Source organism: Paenibacillus validus NBRC 15382, assembly GCF_004000985.1.
GTDB classification, from domain to species: domain Bacteria; phylum Bacillota; class Bacilli; order Paenibacillales; family NBRC-103111; genus Paenibacillus_G; species Paenibacillus_G validus.
Window position 1 is genome coordinate 18,267 of the sequence record NZ_BIMH01000030.1, and the last position, 17,689, is coordinate 35,955.

Consider the following 17,689-nt stretch of genomic DNA (forward strand, 5'->3'; position numbering starts at 1 on the left):
CATTTTCAAAATCTACTTGATTGCTTGCTTAGCTTGCCCCCTTTTGCGCCCAATCCATGCTGGTGGACACGGACTACGGTCGTGTCGATCATGCCCTGACTCCAATCGGGTTCTATCGAAACATGATCCAAAATGATGTCCCATATCCCCGCCTTTTGTAAGCGCCAGAAAAAACTGTAGGCGGAAGACCAGGAACCATAATAGGCAGGCAAATCTCGCCATGGGGCTCCTGTACGAGCAATCCAAAGTACGGCATTCAGCATCTGACGACGATCTTTGGGCGGACGACCTCCTTGCGGTTTTCGGGTAGGGGGCAAAAACGGCTCAATGACATTCCACTCTTCATCGCTTATTTCGTATCTGCGTCTCATAGGTTCAATTGTGCTGCTTTTTTATGGATTGTACAGTTTGCGTACAGACTCTAGTAAATCAGGTATGCGGCGAAAATATAGCTCGGCTTTAATAAGACAACGTTCTTTGTTGGATTATTGAAGCCGATTATACTTATTCTTTAACTTTGCTTCGCTTCGTTGTCTTCACTTCGTTCGACTTCGCTTTTTTTAACTTCATTTCTTATCGCTTACTAATCACGTATGATTAACGTTTTTTATTTATCTTTTATGCTGTGACGACAAATTTGAAGCACGGCAAGACCTAGCCGAACAATTACACGTATTCAAAAAAGAAATAGAACGTTTCGCGACCCTCGACATTGGCGATGTACAGGTCATGAAACACGTTCTACAGAGGTTAATACAAAAAATTGAAGTTTTCGAGGGTGGAAAAATTAAAATTCACTATAATCTTTCCACCCCTCTCCCACAGAACTAAGATACAGTCTACTTGGCTGTATCTTTTCTTTCAAGTCTTACTGTACACTCCACATGTGTGGTGACGACTTGGTCAAGATGGCTGCCCAAAATAAGATCATACGGCAAAGTTATAGGTGATTGTTACAATGCCGCTGTCATGGACATCGATGCGCTTTACCAGCGCTTGCAGCGTTTCCCGGTCCAGCCTGTCTAACGGCAGGAGCCTGACAATATCCTTCAAGCTCATGGATTCGCGGCTTCCGCGCTCTTTGATGAGCTGATTGCAGGATTAGTTTCACCGTGCTGAGATGCCAGTCGGAAGAGCCGTTTTTGCGGTTTTGCCGTTGGGCCGGAGTCTGCACTTTCTCGTCCGTCAACTGGTTGGCGATCGCCCTCGAACCGCCGTTCCACCTGCTATTCGCCATAGAGGATATTACTTTTCATAGCGTTTTCCCTCCATTTCCTTATCCGAAAAATGGCATGAAAAAGACCGTCCAGATGGAACGGTCGAATCAATCCGTATGAATTTATATCAAGCCTATTTTGTCACACGTTTCCGTTTCGTTCTTGAAGGCAAGATGTTGATGACATCCACAACGCGATCACGTTCGTGAACGGCGTAATAAAGATTCGATCCAGGCACAAATCAAACTCGTCCTTAAAAATAATACGGAAGGGACGGTTAATTCCTTCTGCCACGGCGCTTCTCCTTCAGTTCGCTGGCCGTGTACCCTTTCATGTCGGGATTATCCAAATATTTTTGCAGAGAAGCTTTCAGTTCGGGATAGTCCTCAATTTCTTGGGCCAAGTCCAGTTCGGGATCATCTTCCGCGACCGGCTCAAAGTTCTCCACTTCCACGGAAACCAGTTTGCCCTCAATAACGAAAGGTCGGATTGCTTGCCTTCCAACGCATGTAAAAGCTCTTCCTTAGCTTGATCGCTCAACTGGTTCATGCCGCTCACCTCCATTTCATAATAACAAAATCGTGGAAAATTCGCTAAAGCTATATTATGCAAGATGCCCGCCTCGTTGGAGCCGTCTTGTTTCCGCAGCGGATTTATTTGTCCTTGGAGTCGCCCTCAGGAATGGTGTGACTGGCATTCCAGCAAGGAACATACCAGTTGTGCACCGTCCTTTAACCTATGTAGGTACATTCTTTCCTTTTTCCAGATTCACAATGAAATTATGCTTTTCCTCCCAATCCCATAATCCCGCCTTATTCTGTTCGTCCATCCGGTATTGGAACTGCTCGATTGCTATAAGTTCCCCGGATCGCAAGATTGAGGGAGGTTTGGCTTAAACACGATAGATTTATCATTCAACATCTATATATTGCAACGCATCATACATGGTTTCACCCGAATATAGCTTCGGTAATTTCAGGATAACAAATCTGTTCAAGAAGCGATTCACTTGATCAATTTTCGGATCACCATACTCATCGATGTTGCCTTCCATCTCGTATTGTGCGACCATTATCATTTCGTTGATTTGACCAATTATGCTTCTGTCGCTTGTCGGGGTATAACTAACATCTCCACAATTTAGTAAATATTTATCAACCAATACTTGTTCCATTCCATCTGCAAGCAAATTGTCGGAGATTTGCTTTACGATCAAGTCACCGAATCGCTTAAAATCAACCTTCACCAAACCAAACATCACAAAATTGTATCTTGTTTCGTTATTCATAACCAATACACACTTTCGGCGACTAAATGAAAATAAATGAGCATGCCAGCAATACAGTGGATTAGAATGTTTCGGCTTCTCAATTAACAAGGGAACACCCAGTTCGCTTGCCAGCTTTTTTGTACATTGTATTGTGATCATTGACAGTTACCTCATATCATGAACTTTTGAGTTCCAGTATTCAACGAATGCGGTATAACTTGTAACTAAAGTAAAGAACGGAATATGCTGATTAACAAGCAGCTTGTAGGAATTGACATACGGGACATGATTCTTTCGAGCCTTGGCAAGGCGGTGATGACCATCGATAACGATAAACGAACCCGGACTGATCTCCGCCTGAATTATTGGTATGGATAAATCAACAGTATCCACATGGTTTTGGTTGATTGAAGATGAAAGGAACTCTTTCTCAACATCAATTACGGAATGATGGATTCCCACTCGTTTCTTTCGATATACTTAATTATCCTCGAGATGTTCCATTCAAAAATTCCATGACGATAAAGCTCTTCATTTTCAAGAGATTCAATAGGTGAGTAGCTTTGATCGACAACCAACAAACGACTTTTCTCTTGCATTTCAACTCTCCATTCCTTTAACTTTCCGCAGCATTTCTTATGCTTCAGACCGCTTCCGCAAGGACAAGGATCGTTTTTGCCGAACTTAACACTTGTAACGGGCACTGCTTTAATTATGCCATCCCATTTTCAAAGGGTGTAGTCGCATTATACCTCATGATCGGCCACCTTTGAAACGCCTTTTCAGTATTTGGCTCTGATCGCCCTCGAACCGCCGTTCTACTATCCAATCCGCATGTTTTCGATTCATCATCTCCATTCTGACACCCTCCTATCCGAAAATGAGTGCAAAAAAGAAGACCAGAGCAGAAGCTCCGATCTCCCAAATAAATCCCAGTAAGATCTTTATGCCGTACTAAGTCCTCTTTCTTTTCCAATACACATTCTCTCTTTTATGTTTAATGCCATTTACCCAAACGACTGCTTCGTCTTCGTTAACCTCAAACACGAGAATGACTTGATACAGCCCCAGCCTTGCCCATTGTCCTTTCAATTTGCCTGTCAGGATTGGTTTGTCGGTAAGAGTTGGTGTAAATAGCAGTCGTTAAACGATTCCAGATAAATTCTTTCCTTCACGTCCGGCGGATAGGCGAGAATTCTGCTGAGTTCATCCAAAGCCGTTTGCGTCCAATAAACGCTATACGTTTTGTTCATGCTCAAATTCCTTGACCTTGCTGCGCAAATAGTCAAGTCCCGCTTCTTTACTGTATATGCGCCCATGTTCACGATCTTCGCGGCTCTGCTCGACTTGTCGAATGAGATCAGCATCCTCCGCGAGCGATGCGACATCCAATTGTTCCAGAACGGCTCTTTCCCGTTTCATATTCAAATACCCGATAAAATCATAAACTTCGATTGCGTCTTGTTCGGGGATTTGATCGATCATTCTTTTCAGTTCTTCCCGGTCTACACTCAACCCGTTCACCGCCTTTCCATACACCAACAACAGATTATTCCCATTATACCACAAATGGAGCGGAACTTAGACAGAAAGATGCCATCAGGTCGCCAGACCATGGCATCTTCTAAAGCTTCGATGAGGATAGATAATAACGGTTGCCTTTGTCGCCGCGCACGTGCCCTCGTGTCGGCGAGAAAAAAGTCAGGCCAGGCAATCTACCTGCCTGACTCTTCTTTACCGCACGTTGCCGCACCTAAGGGAACTTTCAACCTAACTCCCCGTGAACGTGAAATTGCCTTATCGTCTATGACCTGTTCCTCGATCGCTGAGATGGCCGAACAACTTCATGTGACGGAAATCACCGTCAAAAAGCATTTGGGCAGGATTTATGAGAAAGCTGGAGTAAAAGGAAAAACTGAACTGATAAAGAAACTGATGAGTCTTTAAAAATCAGGGTATGTAGGTTGGAAATAAGTAAAAAAAAGAAGACCGACTCTTCAGGAGTTACCGCCATACCAAAAAACGCAGCCGCTCTGGCTGCGTTAATTTAATAGATATTGGTGGAGCCAAGGGGGATCGAACCCCTGACCTCATCGCTGCCAGCGATGCGCTCTCCCAGCTGAGCTATGGCCCCAAATTTTCCAATTATACAATTTCTTGCAACATTCAATCACTTACTTTAAGGTAGTGCATTTGCCAAGTTTGGAATCCCAGCTGAGCTAATGATCCGTGTGGCGACAAAAAAGATAATAACACAGAGGAGCTAAGCTTGTCAACGCTTTTGCGTTAATTAATTTTTCCCGCCTTCGCCGCCGACATGATGCTTGCCGAGCAGCTCGTTAAGCTCCTTCATGAACATGTTGATGTCCTTGAATTGCCGGTACACGGAAGCAAAGCGAATGTAGGCCACTTCGTCCACGGGGTACAGCTCGCTCATGACGATTTCACCGATATCGCGGCTGTCTACTTCGGCGTGGGCGGTGTTGCGCACCTGCTTCTCGACTTCGGAGACGATCATCTCGAGACGCTCTACCGAAACCGGACGCTTCTCGCAAGCGCGGATAAGGCCGCGGAGCATTTTCTCCCGGCTGAATTCTTCCCGGCTGCCGTCCTTCTTAATGACGATCAACGGAGTCTCTTCCACCATCTCGAACGTCGTGAAGCGCTTCGTACATTTCTCGCATTCGCGGCGGCGGCGTATCGATTTATTTTCATTAGCGGGGCGAGAGTCAAGCACTTTCGTCCCGGGATAGTCGCAATAAGGGCATTTCATCGAATTTCATCCTTTCAAGTTTCCAGCGACTTCCTCACATGAAGATCGCCATTACGCACATAATAGGATTACCAACGACAAGGAGGTGAACAGACATGGGTGCAGGTCAATCCCGCAGCAGCAACGTTTTGGTAGTCCCTCAAGCAAATGCAGCGTTGGATCAACTGAAATACGAAGTAGCACAGGAACTGGGTATCGCCATTCCTCAGGATGGTTACTACGGTAACATGGCTACTCGTGATACTGGTGCAATCGGTGGTCACATCACACGACGCCTGGTACAAATCGCTGAGCAGCAACTAGCCGGTCAATTCAAATAATAACACGTTTTGAGGAATACGCAAGAAGTGTCGGACAAGGCTCCCGCAAGGGCTGCCTGTCCGATGCTTCTTTGCATTGAAAGGTCGGGACTAACCCCGGCTCCATTCGTCCCCGTACAGTTTATGATATTTGTTATAGTAGTACATCACGCGTTGAATGTAATGTCTCGTTTCACCGTAAGGAATTTGATTGGCGTTCTGTAACGTACCGTCCCACGCCTTCTCCTGCAGCCATCGGCTGACTTTGCCATGCCCCGCATTGTAACCCGCGATCATCGCATGCATATTTCCGCCGAATTGTTTGTCCATCCAGTGCAAATACCACGAGCCGAGCTCGATGCTGACCGCCGGGGTGCCTAATTTTTTCTTATACTCGGTGTCAAACGGCGCTTTCTCGATAATCCAATTTGAAGTGTCGGGCATCAGCTGCATCAAGCCGTAGGCCCCCTTATTCGATTCGGTATCCGGCTTATAATTGGATTCAACACGGATGATTGCCGCAATCAAGAACGGATCAAGCTCATACTGAAACGCGTTCCGGCGAATGTCGTCTTCATAATGAATAGGGTACAATAGACGTCCGATGAACGAGCTGCTCAAAAATAAAAAAATGAGAAAGGTCAGCAGCAATATGGCGAATACCCGCTTCTTGCGCCAAAACTTCATGTAAGCCCCCTTTCCTTCCAGAACGCCTCGATTTGCTTTTCCGTTTCTTCCAGCGAGCCTGTATTATCGATGACAATGTCCGCCAGTCGCCGTTTCTCTTCAATCGGCATTTGCGATTGAAGCCGCTGCTCCGCTTGCTCCGGCGATAACCCGTCGCGAGCCATCAGCCGCATCAATTGTACTTCGCGCGGAACGTACACGACCATGACCCGCTCCACCATCGACTGTAAGCCGGATTCGTACAGCAGCGGAATATCCACGACTACCAGCCTGTCCGGAAATTCATTCTCATAAGCCCGCATCCGCTCGCGCATCGTTGCGCGAATGGACGGATGCAGCAGACCCTCCAAGTCACGGCGCGCCTCGGGGTCGCCGAAGATACGCTCGCCAAGCTTCTTGCGGTTGAGCGAGCCGTCCTCCTGCAGCAAATCAGCCCCGAAACGTTCAATGACCTTCGCCAGCACGGGCGTGCCCGGCTCAACCACTTCACGGGCGATGCGGTCCGCATCGACAAGCAGTGCGCCGCGGCGGACGAGCATGGCGGCCACCGTGCTTTTCCCGCACGCGATGCCGCCGGTTAATCCGATATTCATCGTAAGATCCCTGCCTATTCCACCATATCAAGAACGTAGTTATAACAATTTCACGATGCCCATCACGATCAAAACAAATCCGGGCAGCACCGACAACCGGCGAACCCATTTCATCTCTGCGTACCGAAACCCGATTCTCAAGCCGAATCCGAGAAAAATGCCGCTCGACAGCGTAATGACTGCCGCTGTGAGCCAGGGCGTAAAGCCGATCAACGCGGCCCCGATCCCTGCGCCAAACGCATCCAGAGACAGTGCCAGACCAAGCAGCGTCGCCTCGTACGCCGAGATATTGCCGGAACGGTCCATATCGGCGATCGACGGCTTCCGCAAGATTTGGATAACCAGGCCGAATCGCTTCAGCTCGATGTACACAATCTCTTTCGCCGTGACCGCAACTGGCGGCGCCTCGCTTGCTTCAGACCTCCCGGCTGCCGATACGGATTCCTCTCCATCGTTAGAATCCAGACCTGGATCCTCATCCTTTTTTTGCATAAACAGCTGATACAGCGCCCACACACCGATGCCCATCAAGATGAAAGCGCCGATATCCTTGGCGACATTCGGATGAACGTAACCGCTCATCCATACGCCGATTTGCATCGAGAGCAAAATAATCAAGCCCGAGACGCAGCAAATGATCGCCACCGACAAGAACGGTATCCGAATTTTGCGCAGCCCGTACGTGACGCCGACGCCGAAACCGTCCAAACTGACGGCAAGCGCCAGCAGCATTAATGAAAAGACCGGCAGCATGCTCTTTCCTCCCAGCTAGAAACCGTCGAAGTTAGCGGCGGTTCAATCGTTGTGCAACGACGCAGTCAGCCCTAAAGCTTATACCTCGCGAACGTCTCACTGGTTACTATATGGGAGTTCTGGGCGGGTGGTGCATCATTCGTTCATAATCGGCCGCCGTTACGCTTTGGTCTTGCCGCCCGAGCTGCGTTTGCGTTTCAACGGCTGGCACTTCGGGCAGTAGTGCGTGCCGCGTCCGGCCACGACCTTCTTCTCGATGTGCTGCCCGCAAGTAGGGCAAGGCTCTCCTTGACGGCCGTATATGTTGAACTGGTGCTGAAACATCCCAATCTCGCCTTGTCCGTTCACGAACGATTTGATCGAGGAGCCGCCGGCCGCTACCGCATCGCGCAGCGTCGACACAATCGCCTCATGCAGCTTGGCCCATTCGGACGCGGACAACGAGTTCGCTTCCCGCTCCGGATGGATGCCGGCCCTAAACAACGATTCATCCACATAAATATTCCCGATGCCGACAATGTATTCCTGATTGAGCAGGAGCGGCTTAATTTTGGTCGTCCGCTTCGCGAGCCGGTCGGTCATCGCCTTCAGCGTGAACGCCTCGTCGAGCGGCTCAAGACCGAGCTTGCGCAGCGGCGCCTCCTGCAAATCCTGATCTTTGGCAAAAATATGCATCGTGCCGAACTGTCGCACATCTTTATACCGCAGCTCGCTCCCATCCGTGAAATGAAACACGACATGCGTATGCGGCTCAAGGGGTTCGTCTGAACGGTAAACCCCGTATCGGCCTTCCATCCGCAGATGGGAGACGAGCGTATAATGATCGAAGATGAAGCGTAAAAATTTCCCGCGCCGCTCCACCGAACGGATCGTTTCACCAACAAGCAGCGCGGCGAAAATTTCGATGTCGTCCGGATGCTGAACGATCCGCGGCAAGCGGACGGTCACCCGTTCGACGGTTTTGCCTACAACAAGCTGCTGCAGCGTGCGGCGGACCGTCTCGACCTCAGGCAATTCCGGCATGATGTTGTGTCCCTCCCGATTATTTCGCTTCGTACCAATTCGTGCCGCTGTCGACGTCGACCTTAAGCGGCACGTCCAGCTGGAGCGCCGATTCCATGACTTCCGCCACCATGCGCTTCATCGACTCCAGTTCCTCTTCCGGCACTTCAAGCACCAATTCATCGTGTACCTGCAGCAGCAAGCGGCTTCGCACGCCTTCTTCCAGCATGCGCCGATCCAGCTGCACCATAGCCAGCTTGATGATGTCCGCGGCAGATCCCTGGATCGGCGAATTCATCGCGGTTCGTTCCGCGAACGAACGGATGTTATAGTTGGACGCCGTAATCTCCGGCAAATAGCGGCGGCGGTGGAGCAGCGTCGTGACGTAGCCGTCGGTCCGCGCCTTCTTCACAATATCTTCCATATATTGGCGAACCCCCTGGAACACGGCAAAATATTGCTCGATAAACTGAGCCGCGTCTTTACGGGTAATGTTCAGGTTCTGCGACAAGCCGTAATCGCTGATGCCGTACACGATGCCGAAGTTAACGGCTTTCGCTTGGCGGCGCATATTCGAGTCGACCTGCTCCTCCGCCACGCCGAACACGTCCATCGCCGTCTTCGTATGAATGTCCATATTGTTGCGGAACGCTTCAATGAGCCGCGCATCCTGTGAAATGTGCGCGAGCACGCGCAGCTCGATCTGCGAGTAGTCGGCCGTCAAGATACGCCACCCCGGTTCGGATGGCACGAACACCTTGCGGATTTTGCGTCCTTCTTCGAGACGGATCGGGATGTTCTGCAGGTTCGGGTATTGGCTGCTCAGCCTGCCCGTAGCCGCGATCGTCTGCCTGTAGTACGTGTGCACCTTGCCGGTATCGGGCCGAACCTCTTTCAGCAGCCCTTCCACATACGTGGATTGCAGCTTCGCCAGCGTGCGGTAATGCAAAATTTGAGCAACGACCGGGTGGCGGTCCTGCAGCTTCTCGAGCACCTCGGCGTCGGTGGAATAGCCGGTCTTCGTCTTCTTCACAACGGGCAGCTGCAGCTTCTCGAACAAAATTTCGCCGAGCTGCTTCGGCGAATTGATGTTGAATTCCGTGCCGACCGATTCATAGATGCTCTGTATAATCTGTTCGACCCGTCCGCTCAATTCGGCGCCGTACCCCTTCAGCTCCTCGGTATCGACCTTGATGCCCTTCTTCTCCATCGAAGCCAATACAAGCGCAAGCGGGAGCTCAAGCTCGTAGAACAACCCGTGCATTTCGCTGGCCTCAAGGGCCGCCATCAGCTTCGGCGTCAGCCGCTGCACGGCTGCCGCCTTGCGTCCCATGAAGCCGGCCAGTACGTCCTGCTCCGGCACCTGGAACTTCGCCCCCTTGCCGAACACGTCTTCGTCGGCAGGCAGCGCCGGCAAGCCGTAACGCGACGTCAGACCGGACAGCGTCAGCGTAGACTCGGTCGGATCGAGCAAATAACCGGCCAGCAGCACGTCGAAGGCCACGCCCTGCAGCTTTATGCCTCTCCACCAAAGAGCGACGACTGCCTTATGCAAGTCGTACACGGTGATCGACTTGCCTTCGTCGGCCAGCCAGGCGCGAACTTCGCCGGCGCCATCCCCCGTCAGCACGTCGAACGGAACGTAGTGCACGCGGCCTGACTCGGCGCCGGAATCCTCCTGCGCTTCGGAGGAGCCTCCCGCATCGTCCGCCTCATAGAACGCGATGCCGAGCACCTCGGCCGTATGCGGATTGTCTCCGATCACTTCGACGTGGAGCGCTTTTACGCGCGGCAGCGCAGCGATAAGCTTGTCCAGCTGCGCCTGCCCGGATACCCGCACCGTCTCCACAGAAGCGGCCGGAGCCGCTTCGGTCCCGTTCTCAGACGATTCGTCTCCGCCGACACCGACGCCATGCAAATCGAGCCGTTCCAGCAGCGATTTGAATTCCAGCTTGCGGAACATCTCCCCGAGCGCCTGCTTGTCGTAACCCGCATAAGAGAGCGAATCGAGCTCCATATCGACCGGCACCTCGCGGTATATGGTCGCAAGCTCCTTGCTCATCCGCGCATCGTCGGCATGTGCGGCGACCTTCTCGCCCATCTTGCCTTTGATCTGCGATGCATGCTCCAATACGTTTTCTACGGTCCCGTATTCATGCAGCAGCTTGAGCGCCGTCTTCTCGCCGACCCCGGGAATGCCCGGAATATTATCGGACGTATCGCCCATGAGTCCCTTCAAATCGATGATTTGCTGCGGTTTCAGCCCATACTTCTCGTCGATATGAGCAGGGTCGAACAGCTCGATCTCGCTGATCCCCTTCCTCGTTAACGCGATATGAACCTTGTCGGAGGCGAGCTGCAGCATATCTTTATCCCCTGTCACGACGACGACTTCCTTCAGCTCGTCCTGACCCTCGGCCAGCCGGGTGACCGTACCGATGATATCGTCAGCCTCGTATCCTTCCAGTTCGAACTGTTTGATCCCGAACGAAGCAAGCAGCTCCCGCAGCAGCGGGAATTGCTCGGTCAATTCCGACGGGGTCTTCTCCCTCCCGCCTTTATATTCCGCATAACCTTTATGCCGAAACGTCGTCTTCCCCGCATCGAACGCCACAAGGAAGTGCGACGGCTGATGTTCCTCTAACAATCTCAATAACATGGTCGTAAATCCGTAAACCGCGTTCGTGTGCAGCCCTTTCGAGTTGCTGAGCAGAGGAAGCGCAAAAAACGCACGATACGCGATACTATTTCCATCGATCAAAATAAGCTTGGACAACGATTACACCCCATTCGCAGGCAGACTACCTTCTACCTACATGATAGCATACGACTCCAGAAGAAAAAAACATAAACGAAAGCGGACGGAACAGGGGTGACCCGGGCTAAGCTCGCATAAAATGAACTAACTCGCTCCTAGCCGCGCTTTGCGTTCGCATCGCGCCAGGAAACCGGAGGGATGAAAGTGACTGAAGACAAACCGCTTAGCGGAAAGCAAGCCGTATTCTTCGATGTCAATCAGACGTTGGTCGTGCGGGGGCTCAGCTTTGAAGCCAGTTTTCGCGAGGTGTGGAGCCGCTACACGGCCCGTTGGAGTACTGACGACACGCCGGATGCCGGGCAATTATGGCAGGCCTATATCGGCAAATGGCATCATCGCAAGAAGGCTCGCGCCACCTTCAAGCAGCTTGACGAACTGCAGCAGCAATGCTTGCGCGAAGCGTTCGAGGAACAGCAGATTCCGTTCTCCTCCGCGATGACCCGTGATTTTATGAAGGAAGTGCTGCAGCTGCAGGTCTCTGCCAAGACCATGCCCCCGCACACGCTCGAAACGCTTGCCGCGCTCGCTCCGCGCTGCAAGCTCGCGATCATCAGCAACAGCCCGCGCGCCGAAGTGATGCTGCTGCTCCAGAGGTTCGGCCTGCATCCGTTCTTTCCGCAGGAACGCATCTACACCGCCCTCAAGCCGGCGGACAAAAAGCCCGCCCCGCTCTTGTTCAAGACAGCGCTGCAGGCGCTGCAGCTCCCTCCGCGACATGCCGTCATGGTCGGCAATTCGTGGAAGCACGACGTATGCGGAGCGGTTAAAGCCGGGCTCGACGCCGTATGGCTGCACGAGGACAGAGACTCCGCGGCGGAGGGCAAAAAAATTTCCCAGCACCGGCTGGGAAAAAGAAAAGTGTATTTAATCCGGCGCCTGGATCAGATGCTCGATTTGTTCCCGTGATGCGCAGGCTGCGGATCAGCGGCGGGAGCCGTCGCCTCCGAGCCGATGCAGTCGCAGTAATACACGCTGCCGCGATACGCCTTGGACAGCTTTTTCAGCCGGGCCGAGACCTGTGAAATTTGCTCGGGCGTCACGCCGAGCCCGGACTTGCAGACGACCAGCGCTAACGACAATGTCACACCACCGCTCTCCATCCGATTGCCGTGCCGGTCTTCGACGTAAGACCAGTTGTCTACTTCATAAAACGCCCGAACGCCCCGGTCAAAACGCTGAAGGATGTCCGTACATAACAATTCCGGGTTGGAGGTGCCGCTCATGGCAATGAAATCGTCACCGCCGATATGTCCGACAAAGTCATCCGGGATGCCGGCAAGGTGGATCGCCTGTTGAATGCAATCGGCCGTAAACTGAATCAACTGGTCGCCCTGATGAAAGCCGTAACGGTCGTTAAACCATTTGAAGTAATCGAGGTCGGCATAAATGACCGAGAAGTGACGGCCCTCGGTCAGCCTCCGATTCAGCTCGCGGTTAATCTGTAAATTACCGGGCAATCCGGTAAGCGGACTGGCGACTTTGGCATTCTCCATCTTCACATTCGTCATGCATTCCAGAATGGTGCGGATGGAGGCGGTGCCAAGCATGCAGCCTTTCGACGTGACGATGACCAGATCGTATAAATTACGAATATCCCTGGATGTGGCAAGCCGCGAAACCCATTCTACCGGCGTATGCTCCTCAACGATTAAGGGCCGAACGTCCATGATTGAATCGATCGGCCGATTCCAAAAGAGCGAATAGCCGTATTGCCCGGCCAATTGCTGAAATAACCGATCGCGCATAATAAGGCCGACGGGCTCGCTCCCAGTCGTCACCACCACACCTTGGGCGTTTACATGTTCTTTGAAGTAATTGGCTACGGTCGAAATCGGTGTCTGGGCGTCGAACGTCGGGGAGGGGGAACTCAGCTCGCCGATGCTTAGCACATGCCCTGACATCTCGAGTTTTTTGCGGTGTGAGACAATATGCTGCCGAAGCTCGGGAGTTAGATCCGCCGGTTCCTTATCAGGACGTCCCAGCAAGAAACCTTGTCCGTAATGGACCCCCATCAGCGTAAGCTTCGTCAGCTCCTCCTCGGTTTCTATCCCTTCGGCGATCAAATAGACGCCGAGCTTCTCGGCGAACGTCACCATCGTTTCAAGGATATATTCCTTTGTTTTGTTCCGATGCACGCCGGAGACGAGAGAACGGTCCACCTTGATATAATCCGGGTGCAATTCGGCAATGGCCTGCAGCGACGAGTAACCTGCCCCCGCATCGTCGATGGCGATCCGGTAGCCCTGCTTCCGGTAGTGATCCAGGATATGCTTGGTCTTCTCAAAATCTTCAATCGAGCTGCGCTCCGTAATTTCGAACACGACGTTAGCCGGTGTGAGACCGCGAAGGCGCAGCAGCTCTAGCGTTTGCCCCGGGGCAAACAAAGGGTCGTTCAAGATGTCCGCCGACAAATTCAAAAAGAGCTGCTGCTTCCCGCTGCGCAGCGTGACGCTTCCGATCGCATTCGACCGCGCCAGCCTATCGAGCGGGTACAACAAGCCTTCTTGTTCGGCCAACTCAAACAACGACAGCGGGGAATGAAGCGCACTCCGTTCCGGTCCGCGCGTTAAAGCCTCGTAACCGAGGACCTCCCCGTCGCTCAAGGAGACGATGGGCTGATACACGGAGCGGATGTTCTTCGAGTGCAACAGGTCGAGAAGCTCTTCCCGCAGCGCTCGCCTCACTTCCGCTGACGACTCGATCAAGTTTCGGTCTGCTGCCATATCCATCCCTACTTATCGAATTGTAGTCTTATTCTACATTCACTATAACATAGGACCTTCAACCTAGTATTAAATGGAAACGACAGCGCATGTTAAAATATTGTAAAATATTGCTTCTTGTATCCGTCACCGGTTAAACGGAAAATTAAAAAAAAGCACAGCTTCGGCAGTTGGCCAAAACTGTACTCTTCTCCTCAAACATTCAGATCTTTACGCTTACCCGTAACCATATAAATAACGCCTTCGCCGATATTGGTCGTATGATCGGCGACGCGCTCAAGGAAATGCGCGGCCAGCATCAGCTGCGACAGCTCGCGGTTGCGCGCCAAGTCACTGTTCATGAGGCCGTTGATCTCCTCCACGACCGAGCTGTACAGCTTATCGACCTCGTCGTCGCGTTCGGCGAGCCTCGCTGCGCGATGCACGTCCCGCTGCGTGTACGATTGCAAGCTTTCGCTCAGCATTTCCCGAACGATCAACGCCATATTCGGGATGATTTCCAGCGGTTTCACCGGGTCTTTGCCTGCCAGACGCCGGGCGATCTTCGCGATATCGACCGCGTGATCGGCGATTCGCTCCAAGTCGACGGCGATTTTGAGCGCCGTCCCGATGATCCGCAGATCGCTGGCCATCGGCTGCTGCAGCGCAATGAGGCGCAAGCAATTTTCTTCAATTTGCAGCAGCTTATCGTCAATCTGATCGTCTTGATCGATCGTTTGCTTAGCCAGCGTTTCGTCCCGCTTCGCCAACGCTTCAACCGCTCCTTCGATGCTGTTCTCTACCAGAGTGCCCATATTGAGCAGTTCTTGCTGCAAATCCTCCACCGCTTGATGAAAATTCGACCTCGTGTCCATCCGCTACTCCTCCTAATTATCGTTGTCGTAATTAACCGAAACGTCCTGTAATATAATCTTCCGTCCGTTGGTCGGTCGGCGTCGTGAAAATTTTCTCCGTTTGATCGGATTCGATCACTTCGCCATTCAGGAAGAAGGACGTGAAGTCGGAAATCCGTGCGGCTTGCTGCATATTGTGCGTGACGATAACGATCGTATATTTCTCGCGAAGCTCGCGGATCAGCTCTTCGATCTTCAGCGTCGAGATCGGATCGAGTGCGGACGTCGGTTCGTCCATCAGCAGAATGCGCGGGTTCACGGCGAGCGCTCTTGCGATGCACAGCCGCTGCTGCTGGCCGCCGGACAAACCGTAGGCCGACTTTTTCAAGTTGCCGCTGACCTCGGTCCACAACGCAGCCGCCTTCAAGCTCGTCTCGACGATGTGATCGAGCTGTTCTTTATCTTTTATGCCGTGAATGCGCGGACCATACGCAATGTTATCGTAAATGGATTTCGGGAAAGGATTCGGCTGCTGGAATACCATGCCGATGTTTTTGCGCAGCAGCTCGACATTCACATCGGGGTCGTAAATATTTTGACCGTCGATGGCTACTTTCCCTTCAATCCTGATGCCCTTGATCATATCGTTCATCCGGTTTAACGTCCGCAGCAGCGTCGACTTCCCGCAGCCGGAAGGTCCGATGAAGGCGGTGACAGAGCTTTCGGAAATTTCCATGTCCACTTTCTTTAACGCATGAAATTCGGAATAATATAAATCCAGCTGCTTTATATCTACAATCGTTGTCATCTCTAGGCTCCTCCTGAACGGTCTTCTACAGCTTCCTCTGATACTTGTTGCGCAAATAGATGGCGAACGCATTCATGCTGAGCAGCATGATGAGCAATAAAATAATCCCTGCCGCGGCCACGTTCTGAAATTCCGCCTGCGGCTGGCTCGCCCAGTTGAAAATCTGGATCGGCATTGCCGTGAATGTATCCATCGGCGATTGCGGCAAGAAAGCCACGTAAGCGACCGCGCCGACGACGATAAGCGGAGCCGTCTCTCCGATTGCCCGGGACAACGACAGAATCGATCCGGTTAGAATGCCCGGCAAGGCCGTCGGCAGCACCACGCGGGTGATCGTCTGCCAGCGGTTCGCGCCGAGCGCGAATGAAGCGTTCCGCAGCGACTGCGGCACCGTCTTGATCGCTTCCTGCGAGGAGACGATAATAATCGGCAGCACGAGCAGCGTCATCGTCAACGCGCCGGACAAGATACTGCGTTCCAAATGCAGCAGCCGGACGAAAACCGTCAATCCGAGCAGTCCGTACACGATGGAGGGAACGCCGGCGAGGTTCGCGATGTTCGTTTGGATAATACGGCTGAATAAAGTGTCTTTGGCATATTCCTCCAGGTAAATCGCGGTTGCGACACCGATGATGAACGTGAGAGGGGCCGTAATCGCCATCAGCCACAACGTACCGACGAAGGCGGCCAGAATGCCGGCCCGATCCGGTATACGTGATGAATAGTTGGTCAGGAAGTCCCAATCCAACCAGCCGAGACCTTGATATAAGATTTGTATAAGCAATAAAGCAAGCGCAACAATTCCGAAGCAGGTGGATGCAAAAAACAACTGATGGAAACGTTTATTTTTGCTTTTGCGTTTATTGATGTGCTGAAGTTCATTATGGCTTTCCATCAGTATTCCTCCCTGAACTTTCTGGAAATGTAGCTTGCCAGAATATTCATAGCCAATGTCATGACGAACAACGTCATCCCTACTGCATAAATCGTTAAATATTCGATTGATCCATACCGTGTATCGCCAGAGCTGACCGATACGATATAAGCCGTCAACGTTTGCAAGCTTTGCAGCGGATTATAGGCCATTACAGCCATATTGCCCGCCGCCAGTGTCACGATCATCGTTTCGCCGATCGCACGGGACAACCCGAGCACGAAGGATGCGACGATACCGGAGAAAGCGGCCGGAACGACGATTTTCAAAGCTACCTCCAACCTGGTCGACCCAAGCGCGTAAGCGCCGTTGCGAAGCGCTGTTGGCACAGCAACCATAGCGTCTTCGCTTAAAGAGGAAATAATCGGAATAATCATGATTCCTACAACGATGCCCGCACTAAGGGCATTGAATATTTCCGTTTGCGGAATGATGAACCGGAGTACAGGCGTAACGAACGTCAGGGCGAAGAAGCCGTATACGATCGTCGGAATGCCCGCCAATATTTCCAGAATCGGTTTGACGATATTCCGCACTTTTGCAGGTGCATATTCGCTTAAATAAATGGCGCTGCCGAGCCCGATCGGGATGGCGACGGCGCTGGCGATCAGCGTAATGAGCAGCGTACCCGAGATCAGGGGTAAAATGCCGTACTGCGGCGGCTCGAACAGCGGTGTCCACTGGATGCCGCTGATGAATTCCCAGAACGGGACTTCCCGGAAAAAGCCGAACGATTCGACGATGAGGATCAGCACGATGCCGACGGTCGTCATAATCGAAATAACAGCAAAAAAGGCCAATATCTTGGGTATCAGCACATCGGAGGATAATACGTTTTTTTTCTTTTTATAATTTACTTTTGTCAATTGAGGCGAAACTTTTTTGTCCATAAACTATCCCCCCGTGTAAAGCAAGTAATAGTCGGAAAACCGCGGCACTCCACAGCGAACCTCCGGAGTGCCACGGCTTCCAAACTTTT

Annotated in this window: 20 protein-coding genes and 1 tRNA gene; 3 read left to right on the forward strand and 18 right to left on the reverse strand. The window is 51.8% G+C overall.

Annotated elements, in window-relative coordinates; translation table 11 throughout:
* Positions 1-5: 5 nt before the first annotated feature.
* The 6 genes from PVA01S_RS27750 to PVA01S_RS17810 form a co-directional block, all read right to left on the reverse strand.
* On the reverse strand, positions 6-371 hold the full coding sequence (locus tag PVA01S_RS27750; RefSeq protein WP_127608723.1) for an IS5 family transposase: 366 nt from the start codon (positions 369-371) through the stop codon (positions 6-8).
* Between the two features lie 556 nt (positions 372-927).
* Positions 928-1,059, reverse strand: coding sequence for a hypothetical protein (locus tag PVA01S_RS27515; RefSeq protein ID WP_269058719.1), 132 nt, complete (start codon positions 1,057-1,059; stop codon positions 928-930).
* A gap of 435 nt (positions 1,060-1,494) precedes the next feature.
* Positions 1,495-1,671 (reverse strand): hypothetical protein, encoded by a 177-nt coding sequence (locus PVA01S_RS26735; RefSeq protein WP_155615662.1) that lies wholly within the window; start codon positions 1,669-1,671, stop codon positions 1,495-1,497.
* A gap of 456 nt (positions 1,672-2,127) precedes the next feature.
* Positions 2,128-2,646: a DUF6933 domain-containing protein gene (locus PVA01S_RS17795; protein WP_230876341.1), complete on the reverse strand. Its 519-nt coding sequence runs from the start codon at positions 2,644-2,646 to the stop codon at positions 2,128-2,130.
* A 281-nt stretch (positions 2,647-2,927) separates the two neighbouring features.
* Positions 2,928-3,191, reverse strand: coding sequence for an SEC-C metal-binding domain-containing protein (locus PVA01S_RS17800; RefSeq protein ID WP_244932987.1), 264 nt, complete (start codon positions 3,189-3,191; stop codon positions 2,928-2,930).
* A 532-nt stretch (positions 3,192-3,723) separates the two neighbouring features.
* Positions 3,724-4,002: a hypothetical protein gene (locus PVA01S_RS17810; RefSeq protein WP_054797463.1), complete on the reverse strand. Its 279-nt coding sequence runs from the start codon at positions 4,000-4,002 to the stop codon at positions 3,724-3,726.
* A 99-nt stretch (positions 4,003-4,101) separates the two neighbouring features.
* Between PVA01S_RS17810 and PVA01S_RS17815 the strand changes: the two genes are divergently transcribed.
* A complete protein-coding gene (locus PVA01S_RS17815; protein WP_164751884.1) occupies positions 4,102-4,434 on the forward strand; it encodes a response regulator transcription factor in 333 nt (110 codons plus the stop codon).
* A gap of 111 nt (positions 4,435-4,545) precedes the next feature.
* Here PVA01S_RS17815 and PVA01S_RS17820 read toward each other — a convergent pair.
* Together PVA01S_RS17820 and nrdR are read right to left on the reverse strand one after the other, a co-directional pair.
* Positions 4,546-4,621 (reverse strand) — tRNA-Ala (locus tag PVA01S_RS17820).
* Between the two features lie 156 nt (positions 4,622-4,777).
* Positions 4,778-5,260 (reverse strand): transcriptional regulator NrdR, encoded by a 483-nt coding sequence (gene nrdR, locus PVA01S_RS17825; protein WP_054797455.1) that lies wholly within the window; start codon positions 5,258-5,260, stop codon positions 4,778-4,780.
* A 95-nt stretch (positions 5,261-5,355) separates the two neighbouring features.
* On the opposite strand from nrdR, the gene PVA01S_RS17830 reads away from it, so the two are divergent.
* Entirely contained in the window at positions 5,356-5,580 is a 225-nt protein-coding gene (locus PVA01S_RS17830; RefSeq protein ID WP_054797454.1) for an alpha/beta-type small acid-soluble spore protein, read from the forward strand.
* Between the two features lie 90 nt (positions 5,581-5,670).
* Here the strand turns inward: PVA01S_RS17830 and PVA01S_RS17835 are convergent, their stop codons facing one another.
* The 5 genes from PVA01S_RS17835 to polA all read right to left on the reverse strand — a co-directional run bounded on the left by PVA01S_RS17835 (position 5,671) and on the right by polA (position 11,370).
* Entirely contained in the window at positions 5,671-6,246 is a 576-nt protein-coding gene (locus PVA01S_RS17835) for a lytic transglycosylase domain-containing protein (protein ID WP_127608725.1), read from the reverse strand.
* The gene (gene coaE / locus PVA01S_RS17840; protein WP_054797453.1) at positions 6,243-6,839 is read right to left on the reverse strand and encodes a dephospho-CoA kinase; all 597 of its coding nucleotides are present in this window, start codon (positions 6,837-6,839) and stop codon (positions 6,243-6,245) included. Before coaE ends, PVA01S_RS17835 begins: the two co-directional genes overlap by 4 nt.
* Positions 6,840-6,878: 39 nt before the next feature.
* A complete protein-coding gene (gene ytaF, locus PVA01S_RS17845) occupies positions 6,879-7,592 on the reverse strand; it encodes a sporulation membrane protein YtaF (RefSeq protein ID WP_127608726.1) in 714 nt (237 codons plus the stop codon).
* A gap of 159 nt (positions 7,593-7,751) precedes the next feature.
* A complete protein-coding gene (gene mutM, locus PVA01S_RS17850; RefSeq protein WP_127608727.1) occupies positions 7,752-8,615 on the reverse strand; it encodes a DNA-formamidopyrimidine glycosylase in 864 nt (287 codons plus the stop codon).
* Between the two features lie 19 nt (positions 8,616-8,634).
* Entirely contained in the window at positions 8,635-11,370 is a 2,736-nt protein-coding gene (polA, locus tag PVA01S_RS17855; protein ID WP_127608728.1) for a DNA polymerase I, read from the reverse strand.
* A 180-nt stretch (positions 11,371-11,550) separates the two neighbouring features.
* Between polA and PVA01S_RS17860 the strand changes: the two genes are divergently transcribed.
* On the forward strand, positions 11,551-12,318 hold the full coding sequence (locus PVA01S_RS17860; RefSeq protein ID WP_127608729.1) for an HAD family hydrolase: 768 nt from the start codon (positions 11,551-11,553) through the stop codon (positions 12,316-12,318).
* Here the strand turns inward: PVA01S_RS17860 and PVA01S_RS17865 are convergent.
* The 5 genes from PVA01S_RS17865 to pstC form a co-directional block, all read right to left on the reverse strand.
* Positions 12,294-14,135 (reverse strand): GGDEF domain-containing protein, encoded by a 1,842-nt coding sequence (locus PVA01S_RS17865; RefSeq protein WP_164751885.1) that lies wholly within the window; start codon positions 14,133-14,135, stop codon positions 12,294-12,296. The two genes, PVA01S_RS17860 and PVA01S_RS17865, sit on opposite strands and share 25 nt — an antisense overlap.
* Before the next feature lie 194 nt (positions 14,136-14,329).
* Positions 14,330-14,989, reverse strand: a complete 660-nt coding sequence (gene phoU, locus PVA01S_RS17870) for a phosphate signaling complex protein PhoU (protein WP_127608731.1) — start codon at positions 14,987-14,989, stop codon at positions 14,330-14,332.
* Between the two features lie 31 nt (positions 14,990-15,020).
* Positions 15,021-15,776 (reverse strand): phosphate ABC transporter ATP-binding protein PstB, encoded by a 756-nt coding sequence (gene pstB, locus PVA01S_RS17875; RefSeq protein ID WP_127608732.1) that lies wholly within the window; start codon positions 15,774-15,776, stop codon positions 15,021-15,023.
* A gap of 25 nt (positions 15,777-15,801) precedes the next feature.
* Positions 15,802-16,671: a phosphate ABC transporter permease PstA gene (gene pstA / locus PVA01S_RS17880; RefSeq protein WP_127608733.1), complete on the reverse strand. Its 870-nt coding sequence runs from the start codon at positions 16,669-16,671 to the stop codon at positions 15,802-15,804.
* On the reverse strand, positions 16,671-17,600 hold the full coding sequence (pstC, locus tag PVA01S_RS17885; protein ID WP_127608734.1) for a phosphate ABC transporter permease subunit PstC: 930 nt from the start codon (positions 17,598-17,600) through the stop codon (positions 16,671-16,673). The genes pstA and pstC overlap by 1 nt, the downstream gene beginning before the upstream one ends.
* Positions 17,601-17,689 lie beyond the last annotated feature (89 nt).